The 25,936-nt window shown below is 63.3% G+C and carries 29 protein-coding genes, 1 tRNA gene and 1 pseudogene; 7 read left to right on the top strand and 24 right to left on the bottom strand.

Annotated elements, in window-relative coordinates; translation table 11 throughout:
- Positions 1-3: 3 nt before the first annotated feature.
- The 16 genes from B7R22_RS17125 to B7R22_RS17045 form a co-directional block, all read right to left on the bottom strand.
- Positions 4-1,863, bottom strand: a complete 1,860-nt coding sequence (locus B7R22_RS17125) for a DNA cytosine methyltransferase (protein WP_116412905.1) — start codon at positions 1,861-1,863, stop codon at positions 4-6.
- Positions 1,860-4,433 (bottom strand): DNA methyltransferase, encoded by a 2,574-nt coding sequence (locus B7R22_RS17120; RefSeq protein WP_216363511.1) that lies wholly within the window; start codon positions 4,431-4,433, stop codon positions 1,860-1,862. The genes B7R22_RS17125 and B7R22_RS17120 overlap by 4 nt, the downstream gene beginning before the upstream one ends.
- Positions 4,430-4,876, bottom strand: a complete 447-nt coding sequence (locus B7R22_RS17115) for a hypothetical protein (RefSeq protein WP_116412904.1) — start codon at positions 4,874-4,876, stop codon at positions 4,430-4,432. Before B7R22_RS17115 ends, B7R22_RS17120 begins: the two co-directional genes overlap by 4 nt.
- An 80-nt stretch (positions 4,877-4,956) precedes the next feature.
- Positions 4,957-5,859, bottom strand: coding sequence for a DUF2303 family protein (locus B7R22_RS17110; RefSeq protein WP_116412903.1), 903 nt, complete (start codon positions 5,857-5,859; stop codon positions 4,957-4,959).
- The gene (locus tag B7R22_RS17105; protein ID WP_116412902.1) at positions 5,859-6,242 is read right to left on the bottom strand and encodes a hypothetical protein; all 384 of its coding nucleotides are present in this window, start codon (positions 6,240-6,242) and stop codon (positions 5,859-5,861) included. Before B7R22_RS17105 ends, B7R22_RS17110 begins: the two co-directional genes overlap by 1 nt.
- 65 nt (positions 6,243-6,307) lie before the next feature.
- The gene (locus B7R22_RS17100) at positions 6,308-6,778 is read right to left on the bottom strand and encodes a hypothetical protein (protein WP_116412901.1); all 471 of its coding nucleotides are present in this window, start codon (positions 6,776-6,778) and stop codon (positions 6,308-6,310) included.
- Positions 6,779-6,780: 2 nt separating this feature from the next.
- The gene (locus B7R22_RS17095; RefSeq protein WP_116412900.1) at positions 6,781-7,722 is read right to left on the bottom strand and encodes a hypothetical protein; all 942 of its coding nucleotides are present in this window, start codon (positions 7,720-7,722) and stop codon (positions 6,781-6,783) included.
- Positions 7,719-8,318, bottom strand: a complete 600-nt coding sequence (locus tag B7R22_RS17090; protein ID WP_116412899.1) for a hypothetical protein — start codon at positions 8,316-8,318, stop codon at positions 7,719-7,721. Before B7R22_RS17090 ends, B7R22_RS17095 begins: the two co-directional genes overlap by 4 nt.
- Positions 8,319-8,649: 331 nt before the next feature.
- The gene (locus tag B7R22_RS17080) at positions 8,650-9,354 is read right to left on the bottom strand and encodes a hypothetical protein (protein WP_116412897.1); all 705 of its coding nucleotides are present in this window, start codon (positions 9,352-9,354) and stop codon (positions 8,650-8,652) included.
- Positions 9,351-10,574 (bottom strand): hypothetical protein, encoded by a 1,224-nt coding sequence (locus tag B7R22_RS17075; RefSeq protein ID WP_116412896.1) that lies wholly within the window; start codon positions 10,572-10,574, stop codon positions 9,351-9,353. The genes B7R22_RS17080 and B7R22_RS17075 overlap by 4 nt, the downstream gene beginning before the upstream one ends.
- 2 nt (positions 10,575-10,576) lie before the next feature.
- Positions 10,577-10,720, bottom strand: coding sequence for a hypothetical protein (locus B7R22_RS19340; protein ID WP_172582524.1), 144 nt, complete (start codon positions 10,718-10,720; stop codon positions 10,577-10,579).
- Positions 10,717-11,004 carry a hypothetical protein gene (locus B7R22_RS17070; protein ID WP_116412895.1) on the bottom strand — a complete coding sequence of 96 codons (288 nt, stop codon included), beginning with the start codon at positions 11,002-11,004 and terminating at the stop codon, positions 10,717-10,719. The genes B7R22_RS19340 and B7R22_RS17070 overlap by 4 nt, the downstream gene beginning before the upstream one ends.
- Entirely contained in the window at positions 11,004-11,213 is a 210-nt protein-coding gene (locus B7R22_RS17065) for a hypothetical protein (RefSeq protein ID WP_116412894.1), read from the bottom strand. Before B7R22_RS17065 ends, B7R22_RS17070 begins: the two co-directional genes overlap by 1 nt.
- 33 nt (positions 11,214-11,246) lie before the next feature.
- Positions 11,247-11,486 carry a hypothetical protein gene (locus B7R22_RS17060; RefSeq protein WP_116412893.1) on the bottom strand — a complete coding sequence of 80 codons (240 nt, stop codon included), beginning with the start codon at positions 11,484-11,486 and terminating at the stop codon, positions 11,247-11,249.
- On the bottom strand, positions 11,483-12,229 hold the full coding sequence (locus B7R22_RS17055) for a helix-turn-helix domain-containing protein (RefSeq protein WP_116412892.1): 747 nt from the start codon (positions 12,227-12,229) through the stop codon (positions 11,483-11,485). The genes B7R22_RS17060 and B7R22_RS17055 overlap by 4 nt, the downstream gene beginning before the upstream one ends.
- Before the next feature lie 172 nt (positions 12,230-12,401).
- Positions 12,402-12,659 carry a helix-turn-helix transcriptional regulator gene (locus tag B7R22_RS17045; protein WP_116412890.1) on the bottom strand — a complete coding sequence of 86 codons (258 nt, stop codon included), beginning with the start codon at positions 12,657-12,659 and terminating at the stop codon, positions 12,402-12,404.
- 144 nt (positions 12,660-12,803) lie between these two features.
- Here B7R22_RS17045 and B7R22_RS17040 point away from each other — a divergent pair, with 144 nt between their 5' ends.
- From B7R22_RS17040 to B7R22_RS17030, 3 genes are read left to right on the top strand one after another with little or no spacing between them, the layout of a single operon-like run.
- Positions 12,804-13,478, top strand: a complete 675-nt coding sequence (locus tag B7R22_RS17040) for a helix-turn-helix domain-containing protein (RefSeq protein ID WP_147305439.1) — start codon at positions 12,804-12,806, stop codon at positions 13,476-13,478.
- Positions 13,475-13,849, top strand: a complete 375-nt coding sequence (locus B7R22_RS17035) for an ImmA/IrrE family metallo-endopeptidase (RefSeq protein WP_116412888.1) — start codon at positions 13,475-13,477, stop codon at positions 13,847-13,849. Before B7R22_RS17040 ends, B7R22_RS17035 begins: the two co-directional genes overlap by 4 nt.
- 6 nt (positions 13,850-13,855) lie before the next feature.
- Positions 13,856-15,004 (top strand): tyrosine-type recombinase/integrase, encoded by a 1,149-nt coding sequence (locus B7R22_RS17030; protein WP_116412887.1) that lies wholly within the window; start codon positions 13,856-13,858, stop codon positions 15,002-15,004.
- 63 nt (positions 15,005-15,067) lie between these two features.
- Here the strand turns inward: B7R22_RS17030 and B7R22_RS17025 are convergent.
- Positions 15,068-15,141: transfer RNA gene (locus tag B7R22_RS17025), tRNA-Gly, on the bottom strand.
- Positions 15,142-15,213: 72 nt separating this feature from the next.
- The gene (locus tag B7R22_RS19570; protein WP_216363510.1) at positions 15,214-15,723 is read right to left on the bottom strand and encodes an FAD-dependent monooxygenase; all 510 of its coding nucleotides are present in this window, start codon (positions 15,721-15,723) and stop codon (positions 15,214-15,216) included.
- A 45-nt stretch (positions 15,724-15,768) separates the two neighbouring features.
- Here B7R22_RS19570 and B7R22_RS17015 point away from each other — a divergent pair, with 45 nt between their 5' ends.
- The 3 genes from B7R22_RS17015 (at position 15,769) to B7R22_RS17005 (ending at position 19,237) form a co-directional block, all read left to right on the top strand.
- Positions 15,769-16,467 carry a TetR/AcrR family transcriptional regulator gene (locus tag B7R22_RS17015; RefSeq protein ID WP_116412886.1) on the top strand — a complete coding sequence of 233 codons (699 nt, stop codon included), beginning with the start codon at positions 15,769-15,771 and terminating at the stop codon, positions 16,465-16,467.
- Positions 16,468-16,469: 2 nt separating this feature from the next.
- The gene (locus tag B7R22_RS17010; protein WP_116412885.1) at positions 16,470-17,891 is read left to right on the top strand and encodes an MFS transporter; all 1,422 of its coding nucleotides are present in this window, start codon (positions 16,470-16,472) and stop codon (positions 17,889-17,891) included.
- A gap of 86 nt (positions 17,892-17,977) precedes the next feature.
- Complete coding sequence (locus tag B7R22_RS17005) at positions 17,978-19,237, top strand: amidohydrolase family protein (RefSeq protein ID WP_116412884.1); 1,260 nt, start codon at positions 17,978-17,980, stop codon at positions 19,235-19,237.
- 439 nt (positions 19,238-19,676) lie between these two features.
- On the opposite strand, the gene B7R22_RS17000 is transcribed toward B7R22_RS17005, so the two are convergent.
- Positions 19,677-20,024: a hypothetical protein gene (locus B7R22_RS17000; protein WP_116412883.1), complete on the bottom strand. Its 348-nt coding sequence runs from the start codon at positions 20,022-20,024 to the stop codon at positions 19,677-19,679.
- A 114-nt stretch (positions 20,025-20,138) separates the two neighbouring features.
- Here B7R22_RS17000 and B7R22_RS16995 point away from each other — a divergent pair.
- Positions 20,139-21,185 (top strand): annotated as a pseudogene (locus B7R22_RS16995) (transposase).
- A 22-nt stretch (positions 21,186-21,207) separates the two neighbouring features.
- Here the strand turns inward: B7R22_RS16995 and B7R22_RS16990 are convergent.
- The 5 genes from B7R22_RS16990 to B7R22_RS16970 all read right to left on the bottom strand — a co-directional run bounded on the left by B7R22_RS16990 (position 21,208) and on the right by B7R22_RS16970 (position 25,889).
- A complete protein-coding gene (locus B7R22_RS16990) occupies positions 21,208-21,987 on the bottom strand; it encodes a DUF427 domain-containing protein (protein WP_116412882.1) in 780 nt (259 codons plus the stop codon).
- On the bottom strand, positions 21,984-23,885 hold the full coding sequence (locus B7R22_RS16985; RefSeq protein WP_216363509.1) for a glycoside hydrolase family 15 protein: 1,902 nt from the start codon (positions 23,883-23,885) through the stop codon (positions 21,984-21,986). The genes B7R22_RS16990 and B7R22_RS16985 overlap by 4 nt, the downstream gene beginning before the upstream one ends.
- Positions 23,886-24,135: 250 nt before the next feature.
- Positions 24,136-24,324 carry a fumarylacetoacetate hydrolase family protein gene (locus B7R22_RS16980; protein ID WP_301182626.1) on the bottom strand — a complete coding sequence of 63 codons (189 nt, stop codon included), beginning with the start codon at positions 24,322-24,324 and terminating at the stop codon, positions 24,136-24,138.
- A 437-nt stretch (positions 24,325-24,761) separates the two neighbouring features.
- On the bottom strand, positions 24,762-25,085 hold the full coding sequence (locus tag B7R22_RS16975) for a hypothetical protein (RefSeq protein ID WP_116412880.1): 324 nt from the start codon (positions 25,083-25,085) through the stop codon (positions 24,762-24,764).
- A 171-nt stretch (positions 25,086-25,256) separates the two neighbouring features.
- On the bottom strand, positions 25,257-25,889 hold the full coding sequence (locus B7R22_RS16970; protein ID WP_116413003.1) for a TetR/AcrR family transcriptional regulator: 633 nt from the start codon (positions 25,887-25,889) through the stop codon (positions 25,257-25,259).
- Between the last annotated feature and the right edge of the window lie 47 nt (positions 25,890-25,936).

Below are 25,936 nucleotides of genomic sequence, written 5' to 3'. Positions count from 1 at the left end.
GGTTCACGCCGCCATCTCGACAATCTCGCCGGTGAGCGCTTCTGCTACGCACGCGCCGATGTCGCGCGCGTTCGGAGGCGTAACGGCATTGCCGGACTGCTTCACTTGCTCGCGCTTCGTGCCCATGAGCAGGTAGTCGCGGGCGAAGCCCATGCCGACCTTCACCTCGTCAGGTTCGAGCATCCGGAACTCGCAGTCCTCGACGTCGACGGATCCGCTGAGAAGCGAGTACCGGTCGTGCGTCGTGAGGGTGCCGACGGGCTCGGTGACGGGCGAGGGCGTGCTGTTGCCGTAGTAGGGCACGAGCAGCGAAGCGTGAAGCCCGCCCGCGACCATCGACGGCAGAGGATCACTCACCGGCTTTGACCGGCTGGCATCCGCGCCGCTGACGTTGTTGACCAGGAGCGACTGATGCCCGCCCGTCGTGAGAGTGCGCATCACCTCGCTGGCGGGAGTCGTCATTTCCGCGCCGCCCGTGTTGTTCCTCATCAGGAGGGCGTGGTGGTTCCCGCCGGCGGACACCGTGTCGATCGGCTCACTCACTGACTTCGCGACACCGTGGTTCCGGAGCGGGATGACGATGCCGGTCTCGTTCCGGGTCGACTGGGTGCGCATCGGCTCGGACGAGCTCTGCGCAGTCTTCCCGTCCCGACCCTCGACGGGGATCATCAGCGGGTCGTAGAAAACCCCCTTCGTCTGCGCAGTGGTCTGCGTGTTCATGGCGGCGCTCGCCGACTGCACGGTGCCTTCGCCGCGAATGCCGTCCGTGATCAGCGGTGGGAGAGCGAACCCTTTCGATGAGGTCGTGTGCAGCGTGCGAAACGCTTCTTCGGTGGGCCAGGCTCGGAGATACCCGGTCGGGCTTCCGAACTGCTGGTGCTTCGGATCTGCAGAGTCGTAGGTGTTCCCGGCTGCCTCCACGACGATGGGTCGCCAGTACTTGTCGATGCCCTTCCCGATTCGTGTCATGGTCTTCGGGGAGAGCGGGGTCTTCCGGTCACCGATGCGAGTTCCACGGATGCTGAAGTCGATTGCGGAAGACGCCGGCAGCCAGGCTGGCTCCACGATGGCGGCGCACTGCGGGCACCTGAAGACGTACTGCGCGCGGTAGCGGCCCCACCTCTCCGCCTTCTTGAACGTCTGCACCGCGCGGATGACACCGTGCGTCGCGCACAGCGCGCGAGGGCTCGTCCACTTCTGGATGTTCGGCTTGCGCTCACCCTTCCGCCAGAACACGATGTAGATGCGGTCGCGAGACTGCGGTGCAGGATCTCCGAGCATCTGCGCGTGCATCGAGTTCACCCAAGCGATCTCGTGCTCGTAACCGAGCGACTCCATGGCCATCAGCCAGGCGGGGAACTGCACCCAGCGATACGCCTCGACGACGTTCTCGATGATGATCGCCCGGTACTGGTGGAACTCGGCGAAGCGAGGGATGTCCCACATCGTGGCGCGCGATCGCTCGGCGGCGGCGTCTGGGAGCGGTGCTGTTCCGTCGAGGTTGAACAGTGCCTCGTTCTCGGTCCGCTGCCGCTTGATGCCCTTCGCGCCGGAGTGGTTCGTGCATTCGGGCGAGCCCCACAGCAGATCAGTCCGAGGGAAGAACCGGGGGTCGACCTGCGAGATGTCGGCCGACGAGTGGTCGGTGTCGGGGTGGTTGATCTGGTGGGAGTCGATCGCGAGCTTCCAGTGGTTCGCCGCGATGACGACCTTGTACCCGGCGGCGACGAGCCCTGAAGAGGATCCGCCTGCCCCACAGAAGAGGTCGGTCGCCGTGAGACCGTTCCACGGCACGGTCGGTTGGGTGTAGCCAGCACGGGTCGGTGTGACTTGGGGCCGCTCGAGGGTGGTTGCGGTGGTCATGATGCGATGGCCTCTACTTCGTCGATCAGGTCGAACAGGGATGGGATGGACTGCCGGTTGTCGTGGCGCCGCAGATACACGAGCGAGTCAGCGACGGACGCCGGGTTCAGCTCAGACGAGTACGCCTGGCGGCCGGCCTCGACCGCGCAGAGGACCGTCGAGCCGATCCCGCCGAACGGGTCGTAGACGAGCTCGCCCGGGTTCGACCACTCCTCGATCAGGCGGCGAGGGATATCGAGCGGGAACGGGCAGATGTGGTTCTCGACGTCGCGACGGCGTTGCTCGGAGTTGAGGGTGTCGAGGCGGTTGATGTCGTGCCACACGTCCGGCCGCCACGACCCGGGCACCAGCGATGCGAAGGTCGACGGCAGCGAGTGTGTCTCCAGCAGAGCTTCAGCGAGGCGCACGTGCTCGTCGTAGTCGTACCGGTTCGCGGTCGACTGCACGGTGAAGAGTCGCGACCTGGCCTCGGGAGAGAGCGCAGCGAGCTCGTCGCCAGAGAGGAGCCGGTTCCCGCCGGTGCGCCATGCCCCCTCCGCGTCGATCTGCCAGCGGCCGAGCGAGTAGTCGGCCATCTGCTTCACGATGCGTTCGTCCGCCCAGCCCACGGACCGGTCCGTCTGCGGCTTGTGGAACAGCAGGACATACTCGGGCGAACCGACACCCATGCTCGAGTGGTCCTTCAGCATCTTCGAGAACCCGAGCCGGTACGTCTGGTTGTTCTCGCGCACGACGTCGGTGGTGACGGTGATCATCCCGAAGTAGTCGAACCCGTGCCCGGTGTAGTGGGCGATGGCTTCGGCGTGGAACGGTGAGACGGTGTAGACGCCCTTCCCGGTGACTGAGCCGAACAGCTGGCGGTCCTTCACGTGCACGGCGAGGATCCGGCCGGGCTTCAGGGCGCGCAGCAGCGACGGGGTGATGTAGTCGTTGCCCCACCAGAAGTGCGCATTGTCGTCGGTGTGGCCCATGTCGGCGTAGTTCGGCGAGTACTCGTAGTGGTTGCCGAACGGGATCGAGGTGACGATCAGGCCGACGGAGCCTTCGGCGAGGTGATCGCGGGCCTCGACGACAGAGTCGTTCAGAGCGATGGTCCACCCGTTGCCGGTGTGCACTACACGCTCGACTCCCATGGCGCGGGTCAGCTCGGCGCTGATCGCATCGGGGTTCAGGCCGAAGCAGCGGATGACGGTCGACATCGTGTCGGCGAGCACGTTGTGCTCGGTCCACTTCGCTTCGAGTGTCTCGCGCACGTCGGACTCGGTCTCGGCGTAGATCAGGTGCACGGTGCACGCACGCTTCTGCCCGAAGCGCTGGATGCGGTGCACTGCCTGAATCGTCTCGTTGAATTTGTGGTTGACTCCCACGAAGACGGCAGTGTTCGACTGCTGCAGGTTCATGCCCTGCCCCAGCATCACGGGCTTTCCGATCAGCGCGTAGGTCTCACGGTCCCGCCACTGGTCGAGTCGACGCTCAGCCTCATCGTCGGAGAGCGAACCGTGCACTGAGGAGAACGACAGACCCTCCGCCTTGAGCGCTCGCTCGATCGCGTCTTGCTCGTCATTCAGGTGGCACCAGATGATGATCTGGTCGGGGGTGCCGGCGGTCGCTTCGCGGTGCTCGCGGACGATGCGCATCATGTCGACCAGGCGCAGGTCCATGGTGCGGCGCTTCTCGCGCGCCGCCTCCACGGCCGACATCGCTCCGCCGCGGAACATCAGGCCCTGACCGTCCCGGTCGACGGCATCAGACGCGATGTCCGCGTCGAGGCGATGCCACTGAACGTCGAGGTCGGGGAGGTCGTAGCCCTCGTCAGAGAAGCCGAGATCCGACGGCCGCGCGACGAAGCACGCCCACGTGTTCAGCCACAGCCAGAACTCATCCTTCTTGTGCGGGTGCAGCTGCAGGTTCCCGGCCTTCGACGGGTCCCGCTTGAAGAACCGGGTGAGGGCAGCGCCGGTATCCATGATGCCGAGGTATCCGGCGTAGTGGATCAGCTCCTTGTGCCGGTTCGGTGAGGGCGTGGCGGTCGCGACGAACCGGAACGGGGTGTTCTCGAACAGCTGCAGGAACCGCTGGTAGGTCTCCGACCCGAACGACCGCAGCACAGATGCCTCGTCGAGCGAGACCGCGCCGAACAGCCCGACGTCGAGCTTCCCGTCACGGACGCTCTCGTAGTTCGTGATGTAGATCCCGGGCCCGTCGACCTGGTCGGTTCGGCGTACGAAGGTCACATCGACGTCGAGCAGGTTGCGGCCGTCACGGATGAACTCTCCGCGGACGCCGAGAGGGGCGACGATGAGTGCACGGCCGCCGACCTTGTCGAGGATGATCCGCAGCGTCTCGAGCTGCATGATCGACTTGCCCAGACCGAACTTCGCGAAGATCGCACGACGGCCGCCGCGGACCGCCCATTTCACGATCGCGCGCTGGTGCGGGAGGAGGATCGGGTTGATCTCGTCGTCGGTGATGTCGAAACCGAACTTGCGGTCGAAGGCGACCTTGTCGCGTAGGAACTCGTCGTAGGTCATCGACGGGTCGGCGCCAGTGTTGAGGGTGAGGAGGCTCACTGGGCGGCCCCCAGATCTGTGATTGTGACGACGAACCGGGACTGTTCGAGGCGGGCAAGGCGGATGCTGGCCTCGGGCTTCTCCATGAATGCCGGGGCGTCGTCGGGCACGATGTGCGCCGACGTTCCCTTGTCAGCGCCGACACCGTCGTAGATGGCCTTGAGAAGCGGTGCGAGGTTGTCGGTGTCTCGGCGTCCGTTCGTCCGAACAACCCACTGAACGTCGACGCGGATCCGCTGCAGCTTCGGGACCTTCACCTCGCGGCAGCGCCACACGACGAAGTCGCGGATCATCGAGGTCGACGCGGCACGCTTACGAAAGTGGGTGCGGTCGTTCATCGAGAGACCGGGCGGGGGCTTGGCATAGCCCAGGTCGAATGTCCACGACTGAGGCGTTGCGGGGGTGGATTCGGCGCGCGGGGGCGTGCCAGAGTTGAGGGTCACTGGTTTCCTTTGAGGGTTTCCGGATGATGAAGGGGAGCGAGCTGGTGCAAACAGCTCGCTCCCCGGCTTGGGGTGAAGGGTTACGCGGGGGTGCCGTTGAAGATCGGCTGCGTGATGCCAGCGTGTGCCGGCTTCGTGACGATGACCGTGCCCTTGTCGCCGGCGACCGACTCCTCGGGGGCGCCGTCGCGGATCGCGGTGACGACGTCAGCGAATGCGGCGTCGAGGATGTCCCTCGGGCGCACGAGCACGATGCCGACGACCAGGTCAGCGCCATTCAGGCGGTACCGGAACTTCGCGTACACGTGGTAGCTCGGGCCGCCGACGTACGGCTTCAGCACGAGCAGCAGCTCGTTGGGCACCGCGATCGTGCCCTTCTGCCCGACCTTCCCGGTGATCGTCTCCTTGTACTCGAGGCGGGTCTGGCCGTCCTGCGATCGCTCGCCCGACTCGAAGTCGACACCCTTCTTCACCACGAACTTATGCGCCACTTCGAGAAGGGTCGCCGCGTCGGGCTCCTTCACATCGAGAGTGCGGTTCTCGATGAACTCAGCGAAGTCGAGCTGGGAGACGAGCTTCCCGTTGAGCGCGTTCCAGGCGAGCCACGACTGCGTCTTCTCCAGCTTCAGTTCCAGCTCGTGGCCCTGCCATCCCGCAGGCTTCCCGGCCCCCTCGTGAGCATCGATGACGGCGACAACCGCGGAGTTCGACGTATCCGCCCAGACCTCGGTCGCCTCCGTTCCGTGCTTCTCGATGTACTTGACGAACGATGCGGCGTCGGTGACAACGCGGGACGCGATCGCCCGCCGGGGGGTGTTGGCGTACTCGTCGGTATCAACGACGCGTACGTCTCCGGCTCCGTCGGCTTTCGCGTAGACGGTTCCAGGCTCTAGCGGCACGGGTACTGAAGCCTGAGCAGCGAGGGCCGCGACGGTCCCGGCCTCTGTCTTCGCGCTCGCGATGATCACTTCGATGTCCTTCATCAGTTGATGTCCCTAATCTCGCCAGTGGCGGGGTCGGCTGCGGTTCGGATGTCGGACTCGTCCTCGAAGAGAGGCATCGAAGACGGGTCCCGGCGGTGGAGGTTGTTGAACGAGTCGACGTACGCGATCGAGTTGTCGCGGTTGCGCTCTGGACGCTTCACCGTGATCTCGTCGTTGATCGACAGGGCCGAACCGCTGTCGTCGAGTGGCTTGACGGTGATCTTCAGGGAGATCGTTCCCGCCTTGCCTGTGTCGCGGACTGCGGCGACGAGCTTGCGGAGCTCTTCGTGCAGTTCGACGTCGGTCTTCGGCCGCTGCTGAGCGAGGAAAGCGGCGAAGCTGCCGGGCTCCAGCTCTTTCTGAGCAGCCCTATCGGATGCCATGTGATGCCTTTCGGTCGGATCTTTCTGGGCACCACGGCCGGGGGTGGCCGCGGAGAATGTGGGGGTCATCGCTGACCGATGGGGCCAGCGATGTAGGACGCGGCGAGGGCCTTGTTGAGGTTGAGGTAGCCGTAGAGTTTCGACTTCAGGGCGTCCTGTAACCACTCGGCGTAGCGCAGCTGCTCCTTCGCCAGGTTCATCGCCGTCAGCTCATCGATCGAGTGGAACTTCGCGTACTCGCGCGCCATCGTGATCTGCTGGTTCGGCGACTTGATCACCATCTTCGAAAACTCCTTCTGGTAGGCCTCCTCCGCGCGGTGCTTCTGCTCGTACAGCCGGACCATGACCGACGGCGCACGCTCGATCCGATCGGCGAGGATCCGGATGAGCAGCTCGAGGTCGCCCGGGCCGACGGGCTCGTACTCGATGAGCTCAACCGGGGTGAGCAGGGCGACAACACGGTCCTCAGCTGCGGACTCGACCAGCTCGCCGGAAGCCGGGTCCACGACGTCCTGGCGGACGACCTCACCGTCCACGGTCAGACCTCATCCGAGTAGGCGGCAGCCGAGGAGTAGGCCTCGAATTCCTCCTGCGTCATCTCGCGGGGCTCGTCGGCGAGCGCGTGGGATTCAGGGTCAACCTCAACTGCTTCTTCCTCGTTCGGGTCCGTCGCTTCCGCCGTCGGCTCGGGCGCGCCGTCCGGTAGCTTCGAGGCCTGCAGAAGGATTGCGTCGACGAGACGAACCGCGTTCGCCGGGCCCATCTCGTCGCGAAGCTCAAGCAACTCCGCCTTCGAGGTGGTCTCGGAGATTCGCACTTCCCACTTGGGCGGCTCGGCCGCTGTGGGGGTGGGCGCCGACCACGGCTCGGAAGTGTCGGGATGGTCCACGACCTGCACGAGTTCCCCGCCCTCGGTGACGGATGCCCCGAGCTCCTCCGGCGTGTAGCCGATGCCGTTCAGAGCGTCGGTCGCCCCTTCACGAATCACCTCGGAGATCGCCCGGGCTTTCGCCATGCTCTCGGGGTACTTCTTCCAGTTGTCTTTCCCGAGCAGGTCCGCGCGCGCTGCCTTCTCTTCGTTCCACTCGACCCGGTAGGTGAAGTCCAAGTCGTCTGGACGCACGAGTGTCGCGACTGCCTTGAAGTCGACACCCCACGAGCCCTCTGTAAACACGCGGAGCTTGTAGCCCTTCCCGCGCACCACCGCGCTCATGAGGTTCGCGCTCATCGATGCCTTCCCCTCGATGATGAAGATGCCGTTGATGGCAGCCATTGGGTGAAGATCGAGCATGGCCCCGTGCTCCATTACGAGCAGGACGTTCCCGACGCTCGGCTCGGGTGGCATCATTGCGCCCGTCTCTTTGTTGCGGACAGGTGCCCAGAGCGACTTGGGGATCAGACTGGCGAATGCGAGTGTGCGGGCGTACTCGATGCGCTCGGGAAGCGGGCTGGCCGCGTAGGGGACGATGTCTGTGGTCATGATGCGAGTAGCTCCATTTCGAATGCGCGCGCCCGGCGGAGCCGAACGAGCATGGGGACAGCGATGGTGAGGATCCCGGCGAGGATCTCGGTCATCTCGCCGGGGTAGATGCGGAGGCGCTTCGGTTCGAGGTCGCGCAGCTGGTCGTTGACGATCTCGCCCCAGATGAAGTCGGTGTAGAGCACCTCGGGGCCGACGCAGAACTGCTGCCACGCGACCTGGCGGATCTCGGCCGGGGTCGGGCCGAACACGATCCGGTTGTGCTTCGCCTTGACCTCGGCGAGGACGATGCCCTCCGGTGTCACCTTGAGTCCGTCGGGTGTGGCGGCGAAGCCGGGCTCGTCGGGGGAATGGATGAGGTGGCGGTTCTGCGGGATGGCGCCCCATGACAGGAGCCGCGGCTCCCAGACGTCGCCGGACTCGGTGAACTTGTTTCCGCTGAAGCTCGTCTCCTTGAGCTTCGCGGCGACGTACTTCTCGAGCGACTCCGGCTTGACGAGTTTCGCGGCGTCGCTCGCGCCGATCACTGTGCGGCGGCTCGTCAGCCACTCGTCACGGTCCGCCCCGTTGTCGAGGATCCTGTCGAGATAGCTCATCAGAAGCACCCATCGCAGGTGCAGTGGTTACGTCCGCCGGATCGGCATCTTGGCATTGCGGCGTGGGAGGGAGCGAATGCGCCCTGCCCCTGCCGAACGCACTGAGCGCAATCGGAGCGCCAGCGAACGGTGCCGAGTCCGCCGATCTCGAAGGTGATCCCGTCGACGTGGTGTTCGCCCATGGTCTTCGGCGGCATGACAGTCTTCGTCGCGACGACGTGTTGCGCGTGCCCGCGCTTCCACCAGGTGATCGAGTTGCGCGCGGACTCATCGGTGCCGACCACTTCAGTTGATTCGCCACAAACGCAGCTCGCCGTGAGAGTCGCAGTACTCATGCCTGAGCGCTCCCCAACGGCGTGTGCCCGAAGTCTCTGCCCGCCGACGCTGGATCGTTCCGGGTGACCGCCCGCTCGTGCATGGGCCAGTCGTAGTCCAGCCCATGGTTGTGCGCGTTGCCGAGCAGGTCGTACCGGTCATTGCTGAAGCTGACCTTCACGAAGCTCCGCTCACCACCGGGCGCGGGAATCTCAGGGGCCGCATGGATCACACAGGGGTCAAGCCGCATGAACTCGCCGTCACCGTAGGTCTTCAGGTCCAAGACGCCAGCGCGGCGGAACTCGATCTGTCGCTCGAACTGCTGAGCACTGAACAGGTGGTCGTTGCTGATGTCGAGGAATTCACCCTCCGCGAAGAGGGTTGGGAATCGGTCAGTCCACACGTAGTTCACGTCGTCCGTGCCGAAGCCGTCGCTGTGCCAGCCGGGGCGGTTCAACGGGTTGCCCGGGGTCGCGTAGCCGCGGCGAGTGGTCAAATAGATGTACCGGTACTTATGGCGGTCTCCTCTTTCCATCTCGTTATCCAGCGCCGCCGACAGCAGCGGAGTAGCAAACTTCAGTTGGCTTGGAAGGGAAAACTGAACCGGTTCACCCGGTTCCTTGATCGCGACGGGGAGGTACATCCAGTGCATGTACTCGGTGAACGTGGCGGTCAGGTCGAAGTGCCCGAGCAGCTGAGGAGCCGTGCCATAGGTCGTCACGCTGCGACCTCGCCTTCGACGATGACGATGCCGGCCTGATCCGTCGGCAAGACGATGCGCTCCATCAGCGCGAGGTACCCGCGCTCCTCGCACTTCTCGCGGATCCGCTCGACGGTGTCAGGTGCCAGGTCGTTCCCGTTCTTGATGACCACGAGACGGAGGTCCGGCTGCGGGAGCGTGGCGAGATCGAACGCGACGACGGTGGCTTCCGCCTCATTCAGATTCTTGAACGGCCGATCCGTGAACGTCACTCCGTCGTCGTCGATGCCGAGCCCGTCGACGGGGAACTTCGCCGCGGCGAGGCCAGCGCGCTTCTTCGCCTCGACAGCATCGATCTCGGCGTCGAGAGTGGCGACGGCCGCAGTCTCGGCGTCCACGGCCGCCAGCGCTGCACGATACTGCTGAGCGCCACGCACGGATGCGTTGATCTGCTGCAGAGATTCGAGGCGGGCCACGATCGCGCTGGTGTCGACCTTCCCCGGGTGCTTCGCGATGGCCTTCTCGGTGAATGCGAGCGCAGCCCGGGCCTCGACGAGAAGAGCCTCGAGCTTGGCCACCCGATCCGACATCTCGGTCTTCGACGCCACGAGCTTGTCGAACTCGTCGTTTGCTCGACGAGCGGTTTCGAGTTCGGCCATGATGTCAGCGGCAGACAGCTCGTCGGGCGGTGTGTCATCGTCGGGCTTGGCGAGCAGACCGAGCGCGGTCGTCACCCGGGCAAGATCCTTCTTCTTGTCGGTGCGCCGGGTGAATGCGCCAGCGTAGGTGCGGTTCAGTTCATCGAGGTCGAACGGCAACTCGACCAGGCGCAGCAGCTTCGCGCGCTGCTCAGTCTCTTTCAGCCCGACGAACTCGTACGGGTCGAACAGCACGCCTCCTGTCGCCTTCACAACGAAGTCCTTACCCGACGGGTACTTGGCGCCGTCGAGAGCGAACGCGCTCATCGTTCCGGCGTCATCCTTCTTCCACACACGACGGACCTTCGCTACGTTGGTCGTCAGCTCAACGAATGCCTCCGACTCTCCCTCCCGGATCGGCTTCGTGGTGAGCTTCACACCCTTCGGATCGATCAGCTCGCCGACAGCGTCCATGAACGATGTCTTGCCCTGCCCGTTCCCGCCGGCAATGACGACGAGGTACGAACCCTCCGGCGAGACGGTGATCTCTTTCACCCCCTTGTAGTTCCTCACGCTGATGCTGGTGACTGTCTGCTTGGCCATGACTACTTCTTCCGGAGAGGTGAGGGGATGCTGTGGATGAGGAGGAGGAGTGCACCGACGATGATCAGCGACACGTTGAGGCCGGAATGCGGGATGACGGTGGCAGCGATCCCGGCGAGGAGTAGGGCTATTCCGGCGGCCTTCACTCGGCGCCCACCCTCTCCGCTTCGAGCCGACCGAGCTCGTCGAGGAGGCGACCACGAAGCTCGGGATCGGACTCGACGAGGATCCAGTCCCGTAGCCCCTCTGCTGTCAGCTCGATGGGCTTCTCGCGCGGCAGGCCGAGGTTCATGCCGTCGATCACGAGACCGACCATGCCCATCGGCCAGGCCAGCGCGTTCAGTGTCCCGCCGACAGGCGTCTTTCCGAGGTGCAGTGTGACGTCGACGCCGATAGCGTTCTCGTTCAGGTCGGCTGCGAAGATGCCCATCAGCGACCAGCCCCCACGACAACGACCGCGACGACGATGCCGATCAGGAACCCCCAGAACGGAGCCGCGAGAACGGTGCCAAACAACAGCCCGGCAACGGGTGAGTTCTGCACCCGGTCGATACCCGTCGACTTCGCAAGACGGTTGAACTCTCGAAGCTCGGCGACGATCCGCCTCTGCTCCACCCGTGCCGGCTGCACGAATGTCACCCGCCGCCTCACGCTGCCACCGCCTTGATCGCGTCAGCGACAGACGCCACCGGCAGTCGCAACAGCGGTCGCGACCGCCCAGAATGCCGGACTCGCGCCGGTTCCGGCCTTCGGCCCAACAGCGACGAAGGGCCAGACCTTCGTCTCTGTGATGTGCTTCTGAAGGATGTCGGACTGGCGGTCGACGACCTGCACGACGTACTGCGCGCCGTCCTCGCCGATGGTGAAGATGTCGCACGCCGGGCGGCGTTCCTGCTTCAGGATCCGGATCACAGTGCGACCTCCCACTTTTCCGCCTGGTTACCGAGCGCGGAGCTGCCAAGCTCGGCATGCTCCTTCACGAGCGCGGGCTTGTGCTGCACCGTCATCTCGTGTCGGGCCGTTCGAACCCGCTGCGGCGTGCGGCGCGGCGCGTCCGTCTCTAGGTAGGCGGCGTAGATCTCGTCGTCAGTTGACGGGCCGCGGAACTTGAGGATCAGGAGAATCGCCTGCTTCAGGTCCGACAGGTCCGCGCTCGTGATCATCACCGCGGCAAGCCATGAGGTGTCGTAGTCGCGGGTTCGAACGCGACCTCGGGCGTCGACCGCCTCGTCGGGTATCGTTGATGTTGCTGATGGCATTTTCGGTGCCTTTCTGCTTCGCCCTCCGATGGCAGTCGGGGGGCATTTTTTGTGGGCGGGGAAGGTGGCCGCCGGGTGACCAGACACGTGAAAACCATCAATCTCGGCACTGCCGAATAGGGGATTTCGTGTAAACCGGCGGCCGGTCTGTGGATCGGTAAGAGAACCGACCAAATCTCTGGGGCGTAGCTCGAGCGCGTCGCAGATCGAAACGACCTCGCTGAGAGTGAGCGTTCCGGGAGAAGCGAGACGGTCGTACATCGTGGTCCGAGAGACACCAACGGCCTCGGCGAGGTCAGCGACTTTCTTCTCGCTTCGCCCGAGCGCGACGTAGATGCATCCCGCGACAGGTCGGAAGCTCAGCGTGTCGAGACTCCCCTTGAGCGATGCGTTCATGCGGCGCTCCGTCCGGTTTGTTCTGACAGCCACTTGTCCACTTCCGCGTCCGAGTACCGGACAAGCCGACCGATTTTGAAGTGCACAGGGCCGACCCCGAGGCACCGCCAGTTCGCGAGAGTCTTGACTTTCACGCCGGTCTTCTTCTCGACGCCCGCAGGGGTGAGGGCGATCACGCTGCCACGTCCTGGATGATGAGCAGGTCATCGAGTGCGGCCAACGGGAATGCATCTTTAAGGCCAGCCATGAATTCGTTGGACGGCTTCGTGCGGCCAGTGGTGAGCCTGTAGAGCGTCGTCGGATCCACCCCGATTCGCCGGGCCAGATCCGCCTCGCTCTGAATCCCGTGCGCTCGCCGCAGCTCGTCGAGCTTCGGGCGGTTGAGGACCAGCTCGCGTCGCGGTCTTGCTGGGGTGCTTGATCTGTGCATGGCAGCAACACTAGGTCACTATTTCTACGGCCTGCAACATTTCTGCATGCTTGCATAGGGCGTGTCGCGCAGGTATGCAGAACTTATGCGGGGCAGCGTCGCAAAGTCATTGCATGCATGCAATACACCTGTTAACCTTCGTAGGTGAACCAATCGAACTCGTGGATGCACTATGTCCAATTTGTGGTGGCCGGCGACTCGGACTCAAAAGTTGCTGACAAGGTAGGCGTAAACAGCTCGACAATCGGCCGGTGGAGAACGGGCGCCGTCGATCCCAAGCCCAGACAGGTCGTTGCATTCGCACGCGCATACAACGTGAGTCCGATCGGCGCTCTCATCGCTGCGGACTACGTCAGCGAGACGGATCTGGACATCCCAGTGACATCCCCACGACTCGACTCCTATAGCACCTACGAGTTATTGAGCGAGGTCCAGACGCGACTGCTGGAGGCGATGTCGTACTCCGGTCTAGTCAGCTGGCCAGGGAGCGACAAGCCCGACGGACACCGGTTCGCTGCGTTGTTCAATCCCGGTATCTCCCCTGACGCAGCGAAAACCTATTTGCAGCAACCCGGTGCTTGGGTCGCCGTACCGCCAGAAGTGGCGGAAAGTGGATGGGTCCTCGAAGAATTTATTGATGCGAAGGCCGGCACGCTGGACGATCAGTCCTACTCAGAACAGCTATTGAATGAACGGATTGACAGGAATGTCGGTGGTGACCTCGAAAGTATGTCGGAGGGGGAATTGCAAAGCCGCTACGACCTCGCAAGCGACACAAGCGTCGACAACCGTGATGATCTGGGGGACAGAACACCGTGAGCAATGGCCCAACCTACGATCCGTTCGAGCATGCGGACCGGTTGGGCGTCAACGTATTGTTCGGGCGGATCCGAACGGCGAACGGACTCTGGGTTGCCGCAGAGCGCACCATCATTCTCAAGAGAGGGCTGAAGACGTGGCACGAGCGGCAGGTCCTGACTCACGAACTGGGACACGTGGTGCTGGGTCACACGACGACCGAGCATCGATTCGAGAGGCAGGCGAATCGCTGGGCAGCGCGAAAGCTCATCACTCCGGGCAACCTCGCCGAGGTGGTCAAGATGTCACCGGACCCTGGTGTGTGGGCGCTCGAGCTCGGGGTGACCGACGACATGCTCGCATTGTGGTTCCACGACCGACGAATTGCGTGAAGCACGATGGCTAGGCCACCGCTCCCTCTGGAGACATGGGGGAAGATCAGGCGGGTCCGACTCAATGGTGTACCGACCGCAATTGCTTACTATCGCGATTCGGATGGGGTAACTCGGAAGGCGCAGCGCTCAGCCAAGACGGAAGCTCTCGCCGAGCAGAAATTGCGAGTTGCGCTGCGGGATCGGCTGACGCCGAGCGCTGAATATCTCACGCGAGAATCGACACTTTCGGAGCTTGCGCGTCAGTGGATGCAGCAAGTGGTGGACGCGGGAAAAGCGCCGGCTACTGTAGCTCGTTACCAGAGCACGATCAGCAAACATGTGAACCAAAGTGTCGGATCGCTAAGGATTCGGGAAGCTACCGTTCCGCGGCTAGACCGGCTCGTGACGCGCGTCGCCACCACGTCCGGACCCGCGCAAGCGCGCATGCTCGCCGTGGTGCTCGCGGGGATGTTGCAGCTTGCGGTTCGTCACGGCGCAGCAGAGTCGAACGCTGCTGCCGAGTTGCGACCTCCCGCGGTCGAGCGAAGCGAAGTTCGCGCGCCCAGCATTGACGACATTCGGACCCTGCGCACCGCGTTACAGGCTTACGACCGAATTCCGGGAATTCGAGGAGATTCCGTTCACGACCTGGCCGATCTCGCCGACGTACTCGTCGCCACGGGATGCCGGATCGGAGAGGCATTGGCGCTTCGATGGGATGACGTCTCCATAGACGACGGAAGGGTCACGATATCCGCAACAGTCACCCGCATTCCAGGCCGGGGTCTTGAGCGGCAAGAGCACCCCAAGACCGAGTCTTCGAATCGGACTCTGGCATTGCCTTCTTTTGCTCGGGACGTGTTGGTTCGGAGGCGCGTCGCCGCCTACTCCGAATGGGTATTTCCGTCCGCAAACGGAACGTTGAGGTGGCCAGAGAATGTCCGGACTCAGTGGGCATCTGCTCTCAAGGGATCGACGGTGGCTTGGATCACGACGAAGTCATGCCGAAAGGCGGTGGCCACTCTGCTGAAAGCGACCGACGGCCTCGATGCCGCCAAGGAGCAGCTTGGACATTCTGACGTGGGGGTCACCTCTCGCCACTACGTTGAGCAAGTACTTGAGCGCCCAAACCGTGCCGCAGTGCTCGACGCCTTCGCTCAAAGTAGCGAGTAAACAGCGACAAAGCAGAAAAAGCCCCTCCCGACTCGAAGGTCAAGAGGGGCTGAATCCCAGTACTGGAGCGGATGACGGGAATCGAACCCGCGCTATCAGCTTGGGAAGCTGAAGTTCTGCCACTGAACTACATCCGCATGCGCCTCGATCCGCATGATTCTGGGGATCGAGGTGTCTAGCCATTCAAAGTCTTTGCCGAAAGTCACTGTTTAGTCAAGATTTTGGCTGGAGACGTTGAACGACTCAAGAATAGCAGTGAGGTCAGGAGCCGCGTGTGACGGCTTGATGTAGTGCGCGTTCGTCACCGAAACAGACGAGTGGCCGAGCGCGTCCCTTGGAGGGAGGTAACCGTCGGGGCGGACGGGAGCAGATGCCAGCCGGGGATTCGGAGCACCTCGCGCAGTATCGTCCAGCCAGGTGATTGGGCGTCGGCGGTGCTGATCTGGGTGCAGTCCCTGCCCGGACGCCGGTGAGTGCACCTGGGCGGCATCGCCGGAAACGAAGCACCGCCCGACATGCATCGCGGGTACCGCTCGCTGTTGGATGGCGAACTTCGACGTCCAGCTGGGGCTCTCGACGATGGTGTCGCGCCCCAGTGCCTGCGACAACTTGGCACCGAACTGCCGGGCGATTTGTTCGGGGTCCTGAGCGTCTCCCTCGCCGCTGGTGAGCAGGCGCCACTTCTTCAGATCAGGGGGCGGGAACAACATCAACGTCATTCACGAACGCATACGGAACGAACATGTTCGTCATACGCTTCCATCATGACATTCGAACCTCACCGCGCAGAACCGATCAGTCGTCGTGAGCGTCCGGCGAAGCCGGCTTTGACTCGTTCCGGAATCGTGGATGCTGCCTTAGCGATCCTCGCCCAAGAGGGGCTGGGGAAGGTGACTATGCGCCGCATCGCGGCAGCGTTGGACACGGGAGCAGCGTCGCTTTACGTCTACGTTCGCAACACCGAAGACCTGCATGCACAGGTGCTTGACTCCCTCCTGGGAGCGGTGAACGTCACGGGCGGGTCTGGGTCTTGGCGTGAGCGTCTTGCCGCAGTCCTTGCGAGCTACACAGAGGTGCTGTTCACGCACCCAGACCTGGCCCGGATGAGCATGTCCACACACCCGAGCGGGCCGAACTATCTCGGCCTGCTCGACAGGCTGCTGGCGCTGCTTCGCGAAGGTGGAATCCCCGACGCCGATGCGGCCTGGGGTGTCGATCTTCTCTTGTCGTTCGCGACCGGCACCGCCGTCGAGCACGGACACGAAGACCCGGGGAAGGACGGCGATGATTTCTCAGCCCTCGCGGAGCAGATCGCCGTCGTCGATGCTTCCGTGTTCCCCCATATCGCCCGCGTCGGAGGAGAACTCCTCTCCGGCACCGGGGATACCCGCTTCCGGTGGGGACTTGACGTCCTCATCACCGGAATCCTTCACACCAACCGCACTCCTTCAGACGGGATCTGACCATGACCACCACAACCACGACGTCCCCCAGCGGGATCGGATTATCCAGGCGCCAAGCCGCGATCCTGGTCGTCGTGCTCCTCGCCGACGTCCTCGACCTGATGGACTCCACCATCACCAACGTCGCCGCCCCCACCATCGTCCGAGAAATCGGCGGCGGCGAAACACTCGTGAAATGGTTGGGCGCCAGCTACGCCCTGGCAATCGGAGTCTTACTCGTGGTCGGAGGCCGACTCGGCGACCGGTACGGCAAGCGCCGTATTTTCCTTATCGGAATCGCCGGGTTCACCATTGCATCGCTCATCTGCGGATCATCCATCGACCCGACAATGCTCATCGGCGCGCGCCTGCTGCAGGGCGGATTCGGCGCCCTGCTCATCCCGCAGGGCATCAGCATCCTGATCGGGGCACTCCGCCGCGAGCAGCTGCCTTTTGTGTTCAGCCTCTTCGGGCCCGTTATGGGTGCATCCGCTGTCCTCGGACCCATCGCTGCTGGACTCATCATCGGTGCTGACATTGGCGGGCTGACCTGGCGCCCCATGTTCTTGATCAACATCGTGCTCGGCACCATCGGGTTCATCGTCGCCTACCGCGTCCTTCCTCACGAGGCCCCGGACGCGAAGCAGTCAATCGACGGCCTCGGCGCGGGCCTGCTCGGACTCACCATGCTCGGCCTCATCTACGGGTTGATCCAAGGCTCGACCGACGGATGGGACCTCGTTCCGATCCTCAGCCTCGTCGTTGGCGTCGTCGGATTCGTGTTCTTCTGCCTCCGCCAGAAAACCGCTGCCAACCCGCTCATCCTGCCTTCCCTTCTCCGCAACCGCGGCTTCACCTCCGGGCTGATCCTCGGGCTCGCTTACTTCGCAGCGGTCAACGGGTTCGCGTACGTCGTGTCTCTGTTCTTCCAACTCCAGCTCGGGCTCAGTTCCACCGGCGCCGCTCTCGGTCTTGCCCCTCTCATGGTCGGCATCATCGGATCCTCACTCATCGCCCGGCCCTTGATACCCACCCTGGGGCGACGACTAGTCATCGGCGGCCTCGCCGTCAGTCTGCTCGGCGCAGCGGCCCTGTTCGTGACGGTTATCCTGACGGGCGACCACGTCAACGCGCTCTGGACGGCCCCGTCGATCCTGATCCTCGGCGCAGGCATGGGCGCATGCTTCAGCAGCATCTACGACGTCGCCATCGGTGACGTCGCCCCCGCCGAGGCCGGCAGTGCAAGCGGCTCCCTCAGCGCCGTCCAGCAACTCGCCGCAGCCATCGGATCCGCGATCGTCACCACCGTGTACTTCAGCCAAGCGGCCAGCCACGGCGGCATCCACGCCCTGACCATCAGCGTCGCCGTCGTCGGCGGGATCATCTGTCTCTGTCTCGGCCTCGTCTGGCTGCTGCCCAAAACTGCCCCGGACGACCACCACTAGACCACAACCAGCACCCGGATCAGCCATTGCATCCCCTGCGGGACCATTTGTCTCGCCGGACTCCTACTACATCGCTAAGGAATCTCATGACTCTCACCAGCATCACCAACGTGCGCATCTTCGATGGCGACACCGTCCTCCCGGCCCGGACCATCACCCTGGAGGGGCCCACCATTCACAGCATCGGCGGACCAGCACCGGAGGGCGCCACCATCATCGACGGGAACGGGGGGACGCTTCTGCCAGGGCTGATAGACGCCCACACGCACACCTCAGTCGATTCTCTTCGTGATGCGCTTCGATTCGGGGTCACCACAGAACTGGAAATGATGGGCCACTGGTCCGCCGAAGACCGGGCGGGAATCGCCGATGACGACAGTGTCGCCGACGTCCGGTCCGCCGGATTCGGGATATCCGCTCCCGACGGGCACCCCAGCGAACTCCTGGGCGGACCCCAAGCCGACCAACATTCCGTCGATCAGGAGCGGCTCGGCGAGGATCCGGCCGCTGGACCGCAACACGGTCCACATGGGTTTGTGATGCCGTCGGCGACGACACCGGAGGAAGCCGTCGAGTTCGTGGAGCAGCTCGTCGCCACGGGGTCCGACTACATCAAGGTAATGATCGAAGAGGGTAGCGTTCTTGCCAGCCCGGGTTTGCCGATGATGACCAACGACACGGTGGTCGCGGCCGTTCAGGCCGGTCACAAGCACGGCAAAACGGTCGTCGCCCATGCCCTGACCCTCAAAGCCACCCGTCAGGCCATCGATGCCGGTGTTGACGGGTTGGCTCACCTGTTCATCGACCAGCCTCATACCGCCGACATCATCAACGCGATCGCGGAATCGGGTGCATTCGTCACTCCGTGCCTGTCTCTGAACGCGTCGATCATGGGCGGTACCGGCCAGAGGTTCGCCGATGACCCCCGTATCGCGTCAAAATTGTCCCCGCAATGGGATGAGACCCTCCGCAGCAGCTTCAACACATTCCCCGAGGGACGCCTCGAGGACGTCCTGGGCACCGTCGCGGCACTGCACGCAGCGGGAGTCGACATCCTCGCCGGCACGGACGTGTCTATGCCCGTCCCATCCCTCGGGGGCCTTGCCCACGGGGTCAGCCTCCACCACGAACTGCAGCTAGTCGTCGAGGCAGGCCTCACCCCCATCCAGGCGCTTCACGCGGCAACGTCCGCAACGGCCCGCCGTTTCGGACTGGGTGACCGTGGCCGGATCCGCGTCGGCGCCCGCGCGGACCTGATCCTCGTCGCAGGTGATCCCACCACCGATATCACCACAACCCTTGACCTCCGCCACATCTGGCGCCGCGGCGCCCACACCGCGGCCTGACCACGCACACGCTCCACGTACGAGATCGTGAATCAGGTTGACCGGGCACCCGATCAGTTGTTTCACTCAACCGGTCGGGTGCCTTCGTCGGTCAGAAAAGCGCCGGGAACCCGTCCCTCAGCGCTCGGCCGACCGGCCTCCGACCCAGGTTGCTCGTAACCGCCTACCAGAAGCCCGAGCTCGTCATGCAATCCAACGCCATGAGGGACAGTTGCCGGAGCCCCCGCGCCCGTCGGCCTCCAGCACCAGCTTGATGAAATCGACACCCTCGCCGGGCACGCTGGCCGACCGCCCGGCGAGCTTCCTCTGGGGTGGTGATAATCGAATCGGCAAGACCGGGCATGCGAGCATGCGGACCCGAAGGACTTTGATGTGGCGTTCGGATTGGCTCTCCCGTATCAGGTAGACACCATAGACGGGACAGCTCGCTTCAACCGCTTCACCGTGGCCGGAGCAGCTCACGTGAACTGTTTACACGCCTGGGGCGACGCGGGTATCCGATGTCCGAGACGACCAGCCACCCGAGGAGCGGGCCATCGTTGCCGACAAAGGTGCCGGTCGGCCCGTTGCGGCCCGCCTTGGCCAGTTGCACGATGATTTCGGCGCCCTGCTCGACAGAGTCGATCTGCGTTCCGGTGGCCCGGAGCTCATCGATGGTCGGAGCGTCCCGGAGCCGTGGGCCGGTGAATTCGGTGGCGGTCAGCCCAGGTGTCGCAGAATTCACTCGCCACAGGGGATGCGCACGGGCATACTGGATCGCGAGCATGTTGAGAGCGGCCTTCGACATGGCATTAAAACCGCCTCTACTTTTTCGAGATGGCTCAGAGCGCGGTCTCCTGGCCCGGGTCTGTACGATTTTCGGTGTAACTCCTGACAGGGAGGTACATGATGACCGCGGCTCGTGGAGCAGCTGATCGGTAAGGCCCGCGAGCAGGGTGTCGCGCTGGCCGGTGAGGGCGGTCTGTTGGGTCAGCCGACGAAGCTGGTACTCGAGTCGGCGTTGGAGGGCGAGCTCACGGATCATCTCGGTTACGACAAGCACGAACGCGCCGGCGAGGTCACGAACGCGCGGAATGGGTCTCGGACGAAGTCCGCAGATCGTGCGGAAGCATCAGCGGAGCCTGTCCGGGGTGGATGAGATGGTGTTGTCGGTGTCAGCGCGCGGTTTGACGCACGGTGATATCAGTGCGCACCTGGCCGAGGTGTACGGCGCTGACGTATCGAAGACCACGATCGGGGCGGTCACCGATCGGGTGATTGATGGTATGCAGGAATGGCAAAACAGGCCCCTGGATCCGGTGTACCCGGTGATCTTCATCGACTGCATCCACGTGAAGATCCGTGACGGGCAGGTCGCGAACCGGCCCATCTACGTCGCCCTGGCCGTGACAGTCGATGGGAACCGCGACATCCTCGGCCTCTAGGCTGGTGACGGCGGGGAGGGCGCGAAGTACTGGGCGCACGTGCTCACCGAGCTGAAGAACCGTGGTGTGAACGATGTCTGCATGGCTGTGTGGTGCATCTGCTTCGCGCTAGTTTCCGGTACGCCGCCCGGCAGGACTGGGACAGGATCGCGAAAGCCCTGAAACCGGTGTACACGGCGTCGACCGTAAGCCAGGCCGAAGAGAGGTTCTCAGAGTTCGGTGAAACGTGGGGCAAGAAATACCCCGCAATCATCAGACTCTGGGAATCCAGCTGGGCAGAATTCGTGCCGTTCCTTCAGTTCGATGAGGAAATCCGCCGGGTCGTCTGCACGACGAACCCGATCGAGTCCGTGAACGCGAGGATCCGGAAAGCCGTCCGGGCGCGCGGTCACTTCCCCAACGAGCAAGCCGCCCTGAAATGCGTGTACCTCGCGGTCACGAGTTTGGACCCTACCGGCCAAGGCAGAGCCCGCTGGACCCAACGCTGGAAAGCCGCACTCAACTCGCCGCTTGATAAGCCATAGGAGCATCACACCCGGCTACGATCTACTGCTTCGTGTTGAGAAGCCGAGCGCGTCCGGGCCAAGTCTTGGTTTCGGGGCGCGGCTGTCGAAGGCCGTCGGCTGTGATGTCGACTGACTCGTTCAGGAACGCGACGCGATTTGCAATGTTTCGATAAGGGAAGAACGGCTGCGGATAGGACCAGGCGATGTCTGTGCCGGAAGAATCGCACCAGTACTCGGTGGCGAACCCCTTGTAGGGGCATGTACTGCGTGTGGCGCTGGAATAGAGGTGGGTGAAATCGACGTCTTCGCGGGGGATGTAATAGCGGACTGGGAGCCCTGTCTCCCAGAGCAGGATGGGCGCGTCTGATGAGGCAACCGTGATGCCGCGGTGGCTTACGGTAACCACCCGGGAAGAGGGCAAAGCATCGATGTGCACAAACGGATCGTGTGGATGTTCGACAACTACTTCGTCTTCTTCTTGCCAAAGATCAAACGCGCCTTCCTCCCACGTGACCCCAAGGTGATCTGGAAATTCGGTACGTCGCCAGGCCCCGTGCCGAATGGTGCGCCCGTTCAGCACGACGTCGAACCACGCGTCTACTGGACCGTTGGGGTGATGGTAGCCGAGCGTTTTTGGAGGCCGGGTTTGCCGGAGGAGGTGATGGGCGACATCGGAGCGGTTGAAGAGATAGCGGGGAATGGGAATTTCTTGCTCCCACACGAGGAGCTGGGCGTGGCTGTTGACGACCGTGGTGTTGTCAACGGTGCCACGCACCCATTTGAAGCTCGGGTAAGGCTCGTGTGGAGACGAGGTCATCATGAGGCTCCTCCTGTGGTGCCGCGAGTGGCCGACGGGTGGGTACCCGTTCTACGCTTCTCGGCCTGGTCTATCGCCCAGGCGGCATTGACGAGGCCGATATGACTGAACGCTTGAGGAAAGTTGCCGATCTGTTCGCCAGTGCGCGAATCAACCTCTTCGGCGAGTAGACCAACATCGTTGGCATAAGAGGTGGCGGTGACGAACAGGTCGCGCGCGCGGTCGAGTTGATCGGTCTCGGCGAAAGCTTGTACGAGCCAGAAACTGCACAACAAGAATGTTCCTTCGTCTCCGGGAACACCCTCGATCTCCGCGTTGGTCCTATAGCGGAGGACTAAGCCACTGGCATCGGTGAGGTCGCGGCTGATGACCTCAAGGGTTGAGAGGACTCGCGAGTCGGTAGAGGGTAGGAATCCGACCAGAGGAATCATCAACGCGGCCGCGTCGAGCTGTGCGGAGCCAAAAGATTGGGTGAAAGCGCCGACCTCTGCATTCCAGCCGTCACGCAGAATCGCGTCGCGGATGTCCTTCGCGTTCTGGGCCCAAACAGGTTTTCTGTCCTCTGCGAGAAGCTCGTCGCTCATACGCAGTGCACGGTCAAGGGCAACCCAGCACATCAGTTTTGAATAAAGGAAGTGTCGCGGTTGCCCACGAATCTCCCAGATGCCGTTGTCGGGTTTGCGCCACTGCTCCGAAGCCGCGTTTGCTAAGGCGACCAAGAAGTTACGGGTAGCCGGTCTGAGGGGCGTTATCTGCTCTCGGAGCAGAAATGCGGCATCCAAGAGCTCCCCATAGACGTCCAGCTGTGGTTGCCCCCAGGCGTCATTGCCAACTCGGACGGGGCTGCTATCGCGCCATCCGGAAAGATGAGGGAGGGTGCGTTCTGAGAGGTCGTGTTCACCGCCAATACCGAACATAATTTGCATTGGGGTATCGGTGCGGGAGTACGCGGCTGCCGTTTCCATGAAGGTAAAGAAATCTTGCGCTTCGTCCGGGCATGCAGCGATCCACAGAGCCTGCATAGTGAAGCTTGCGTCTCGGACCCACGAATAGCGGTAGTCCCAGTTGCGTTGGCCACCCACCTCCTCGGGAAGTGACGTCGTTGGCGCGGCGATGACCGCCCCGGTGGGTTGATAAGTGAGGGCATGCAGCACGCGACCTGAATGGTGTACTAGCTCTTTCCATGGGCCGGTATAGGTCCCGTGCACAGCCGACCATTCCAGCCAGCCTTCCATCGTCCGGCGCAGCTGCGCGATGATGTCTTGTTGGCGGAGGGTGGGGCTGAGCCTGTCGCCGAAGCGGGACAGTTGAGCGGCGAACTGGCAGCTCTGGCCCTCATTGAGCGTGACTGTGACCTGCATGATTCCGTTGTGGTGCGAACCTGCTGCGGGGGTGGACACAGAGAGTCCGCCAGCCCCACCCGATGCGTTGGCGCCGTGCCGGTCGGCCAGGAACACAGGCACCACGAGGCCGTATTCCGGTCGAGGTTTGCAGGTTGAGATGACGGTGACCGTGCCGCGAACACAGGTAACGGATCGCAAGAGCGTGTGGGGGGCGTGATGCCCCAAGTCGTGGGGGCCTGTGCGTTCTCCGAGGTCCAAGGCATCGGTCAGGGTGACGGCTCCCCGGGTGGTAGTGAAGGTGGTCTCCAGTACCATCGTGCCTTCAAGATAGCGCCGCGACGACGTCCACGGTTCCGCCGGGTTGATCGACCAGTGGCCGGCGTCGTCGTCGAGGAGAGCGCCAAAGACGGAATCGCTGTCGAAGCGAGGTAGACACATCCATACAACTCGTCCATGCCCGTCGACAAGAGCAGCGGAATGCCGATCCGATAACAGGGCATGGTCAGCAATAGCCGTCTTTGAGGACGCGACGCGCGATGCAGAAATCCTGACGGGCACTTGTGAGCCTCCGATTGCACTGATGCTCCCGTCGGACTCGATGAACGGCTGCCGTGTGAACAGTTCTCACGAGGAACGAGTTCTGACAACGTATCAGGTGCCTTACGCGGCCAGGCGAAAGCTGCGTTGTCGAAAAAATAGTCCTGACGATGCCGAACTCCGAAGCGACCCGCACCCGCGAGAGACTAAGGCAGGCCCGAAGACGTCTCGCATCGCCCTCACCGCGAGACGAATCGTTGGGTCATGGTTCCTAGAGCCTCGATTTCGATGACGAGGGTATCTCCAGGCCGCACGTACACGCGTGGGTGCGGCCATGACTGACTCCCTCGGGAGTCCCGGTGAAGATCACATCTCCTGGAAGGAGCTCGACGACGCTTGACAGTCGAGCGTCCAACGCAGGCACGGTGAAGATCATGTCGCAGGATTGCCCGTCCTGCAGGGTTTCCCGTGTTCCATCGTCGTGTGTGACTGTACAGCCGGCTCAGTCGCCCGGGCGAGGTCGCAGCGCCCGTCGCTTTCCTCACCAGCGATGCCGCGTCATTCATCACGGGCCAGCCTCCGATCATTGCTGCCCTGGCCCGGCGCACAGAACACGAACGCAGCTAATCGCTATTCGCTAATCACGGAGTCCGGCGTGCTCTCTCTCGTACTGGGCATAAATTACGTGTGCGCCCGGGTCGTAAGAAACGCCAAACGGCTAGCCCTACCGAGTCGCTAGTCATGTTCGACGGCAACCTCCGAACTAGAGGGCAAAGAGTTCTCCGCCCTCGCCCGGTTTCGCGGAGAAGCGGAGTACCCAGCCGGGCTGGGTGGGATCGATCATGATTGTTCTCCATCGAGTGAGGTGGGGTGTGCCGGGCAGAGAGATCCAAGATGTCAGGTGCTACAGAAAATCTGTGCCAGGTGGTCGAGGGAAACGGTCGAGTCGTCCCTCATTAGCGCGGCTGCTTCCTTGCGGGGGCTGCCGTCGAGGATGGCCCGACCCGTGGCGTCGGTGACGCTCTGAATAACCGAGACGAGGGCGGCGGCGTGCGCTCCAGCGATGACGCCGGATTTCGTGAAAGAAGTGGCCTCGTTGATGATGGCCTGCATCAGATCGCCGTAGACGTCGCGCTGAGCCGGGGCCATTTGGTCTGCGGATTCCTTGGCGCGTTCGATGCCGTGCCCGGACATCTCCGTCTTGACTCCGCCGGGCTCCACATGGAGATGTCAGTCGCGAAAGAAGTGCCCCACACCGACCGCGCCTCGAGGCTGTCGGAGGGGAAATAATCGGGTCGCCATAATCGATCAATGATCGTCGCGATGCAACGATCAACTCCACGAAAATTACTCACCACCGCGTTTGTATATATAGACAGGCCGGTGGGTGCTTTACGGCATGCTGTTTACAACCGCGTTCGTCAGAGATGCCCCGTGCAGGGGGCCGAGAGCGCTGTCTAGTGCCGCTTCGAGCGGCCAGGCGGATCTCTCCGGCTGGCTGAGCACCAGGCCGCCCTGAATCGCGGCGAGGATGACCGTCGCAACCTTGAGTGGATCGGCAGCCGGGGCTATCAGGCCAGCGTCGCGCATTCTGCGCACGCCGTCAGCGAGCGTTTCGCGCCAGGTGCGCAGGCCATCAGCGATGATCTGCTCCAGTTCGGGGTCGGACATTGCGGCCTGCGTGGCGAGGGAGCCGATGGGGCACGCCCAGCGGCCCCGGCTGATGTAGTAATTGATGAGCGCGGCACGCCACTGCTCCCACGATTCCCATGAGCGGAGGTCGCGGATGTACGGCTCCTGCGCCTCGAAGAGCTGTCGGCCCTCCCATTGGGCGACCTCGCGAACGAGTTCTGCCTTGCCTCCTGGGAAGTAGTGGAACAACTGGCTCTTGCTGGTCAGGGTCGCCGCGCGTACCTGGTCAAGCGTCGTCCCGCCGATGCCGGAGGCGAGGATCTGCTCGCCGGTGGCCTCGACGATCCGCTGGCGGGTGCGTCGACCCCGCTCGGTGATCTTCGACTCGTCCATGGCACTGATCATACGTCACTGGACTATTGAGTCCACCCCTGCTACAA

This window comes from Subtercola boreus, from assembly GCF_003399635.1.
GTDB classification, from domain to species: domain Bacteria; phylum Actinomycetota; class Actinomycetes; order Actinomycetales; family Microbacteriaceae; genus Subtercola; species Subtercola boreus_B.
This window is presented reverse-complemented; position numbering and strand designations above follow the sequence as displayed.

Bases quoted from the DNA above. Each gene is read 5' to 3' on its own strand.
- B7R22_RS19570 (WP_216363510.1), bottom strand. From the start codon at position 15,723: ATGACGTTGATGTTGTTCCCGCCCCCTGATCTGAAGAAGTGGCGCCTG.
- B7R22_RS17030 (WP_116412887.1), top strand. From the start codon at position 13,856: ATGGCTAGGCCACCGCTCCCTCTGGAGACATGGGGGAAGATCAGGCGG.
- B7R22_RS17005 (WP_116412884.1), top strand. From the start codon at position 17,978: ATGACTCTCACCAGCATCACCAACGTGCGCATCTTCGATGGCGACACC.
- B7R22_RS17090 (WP_116412899.1), bottom strand. From the start codon at position 8,318: ATGAGCTATCTCGACAGGATCCTCGACAACGGGGCGGACCGTGACGAG.
- B7R22_RS17110 (WP_116412903.1), bottom strand. From the start codon at position 5,859: ATGAAGGACATCGAAGTGATCATCGCGAGCGCGAAGACAGAGGCCGGG.
- B7R22_RS17055 (WP_116412892.1), bottom strand. From the start codon at position 12,229: ATGAACGCATCGCTCAAGGGGAGTCTCGACACGCTGAGCTTCCGACCT.
- B7R22_RS17075 (WP_116412896.1), bottom strand. From the start codon at position 10,574: ATGGCCAAGCAGACAGTCACCAGCATCAGCGTGAGGAACTACAAGGGG.
- B7R22_RS17010 (WP_116412885.1), top strand. From the start codon at position 16,470: ATGACCACCACAACCACGACGTCCCCCAGCGGGATCGGATTATCCAGG.
- B7R22_RS16970 (WP_116413003.1), bottom strand. From the start codon at position 25,889: ATGGACGAGTCGAAGATCACCGAGCGGGGTCGACGCACCCGCCAGCGG.
- B7R22_RS17125 (WP_116412905.1), bottom strand. From the start codon at position 1,863: ATGACCACCGCAACCACCCTCGAGCGGCCCCAAGTCACACCGACCCGT.
- B7R22_RS17095 (WP_116412900.1), bottom strand. From the start codon at position 7,722: ATGACCACAGACATCGTCCCCTACGCGGCCAGCCCGCTTCCCGAGCGC.
- B7R22_RS16990 (WP_116412882.1), bottom strand. From the start codon at position 21,987: ATGATGACCTCGTCTCCACACGAGCCTTACCCGAGCTTCAAATGGGTG.
- B7R22_RS17015 (WP_116412886.1), top strand. From the start codon at position 15,769: ATGACATTCGAACCTCACCGCGCAGAACCGATCAGTCGTCGTGAGCGT.
- B7R22_RS17045 (WP_116412890.1), bottom strand. From the start codon at position 12,659: ATGCACAGATCAAGCACCCCAGCAAGACCGCGACGCGAGCTGGTCCTC.
- B7R22_RS17070 (WP_116412895.1), bottom strand. From the start codon at position 11,004: ATGGGCATCTTCGCAGCCGACCTGAACGAGAACGCTATCGGCGTCGAC.
- B7R22_RS17000 (WP_116412883.1), bottom strand. From the start codon at position 20,024: ATGTCGAAGGCCGCTCTCAACATGCTCGCGATCCAGTATGCCCGTGCG.
- B7R22_RS17105 (WP_116412902.1), bottom strand. From the start codon at position 6,242: ATGGCATCCGATAGGGCTGCTCAGAAAGAGCTGGAGCCCGGCAGCTTC.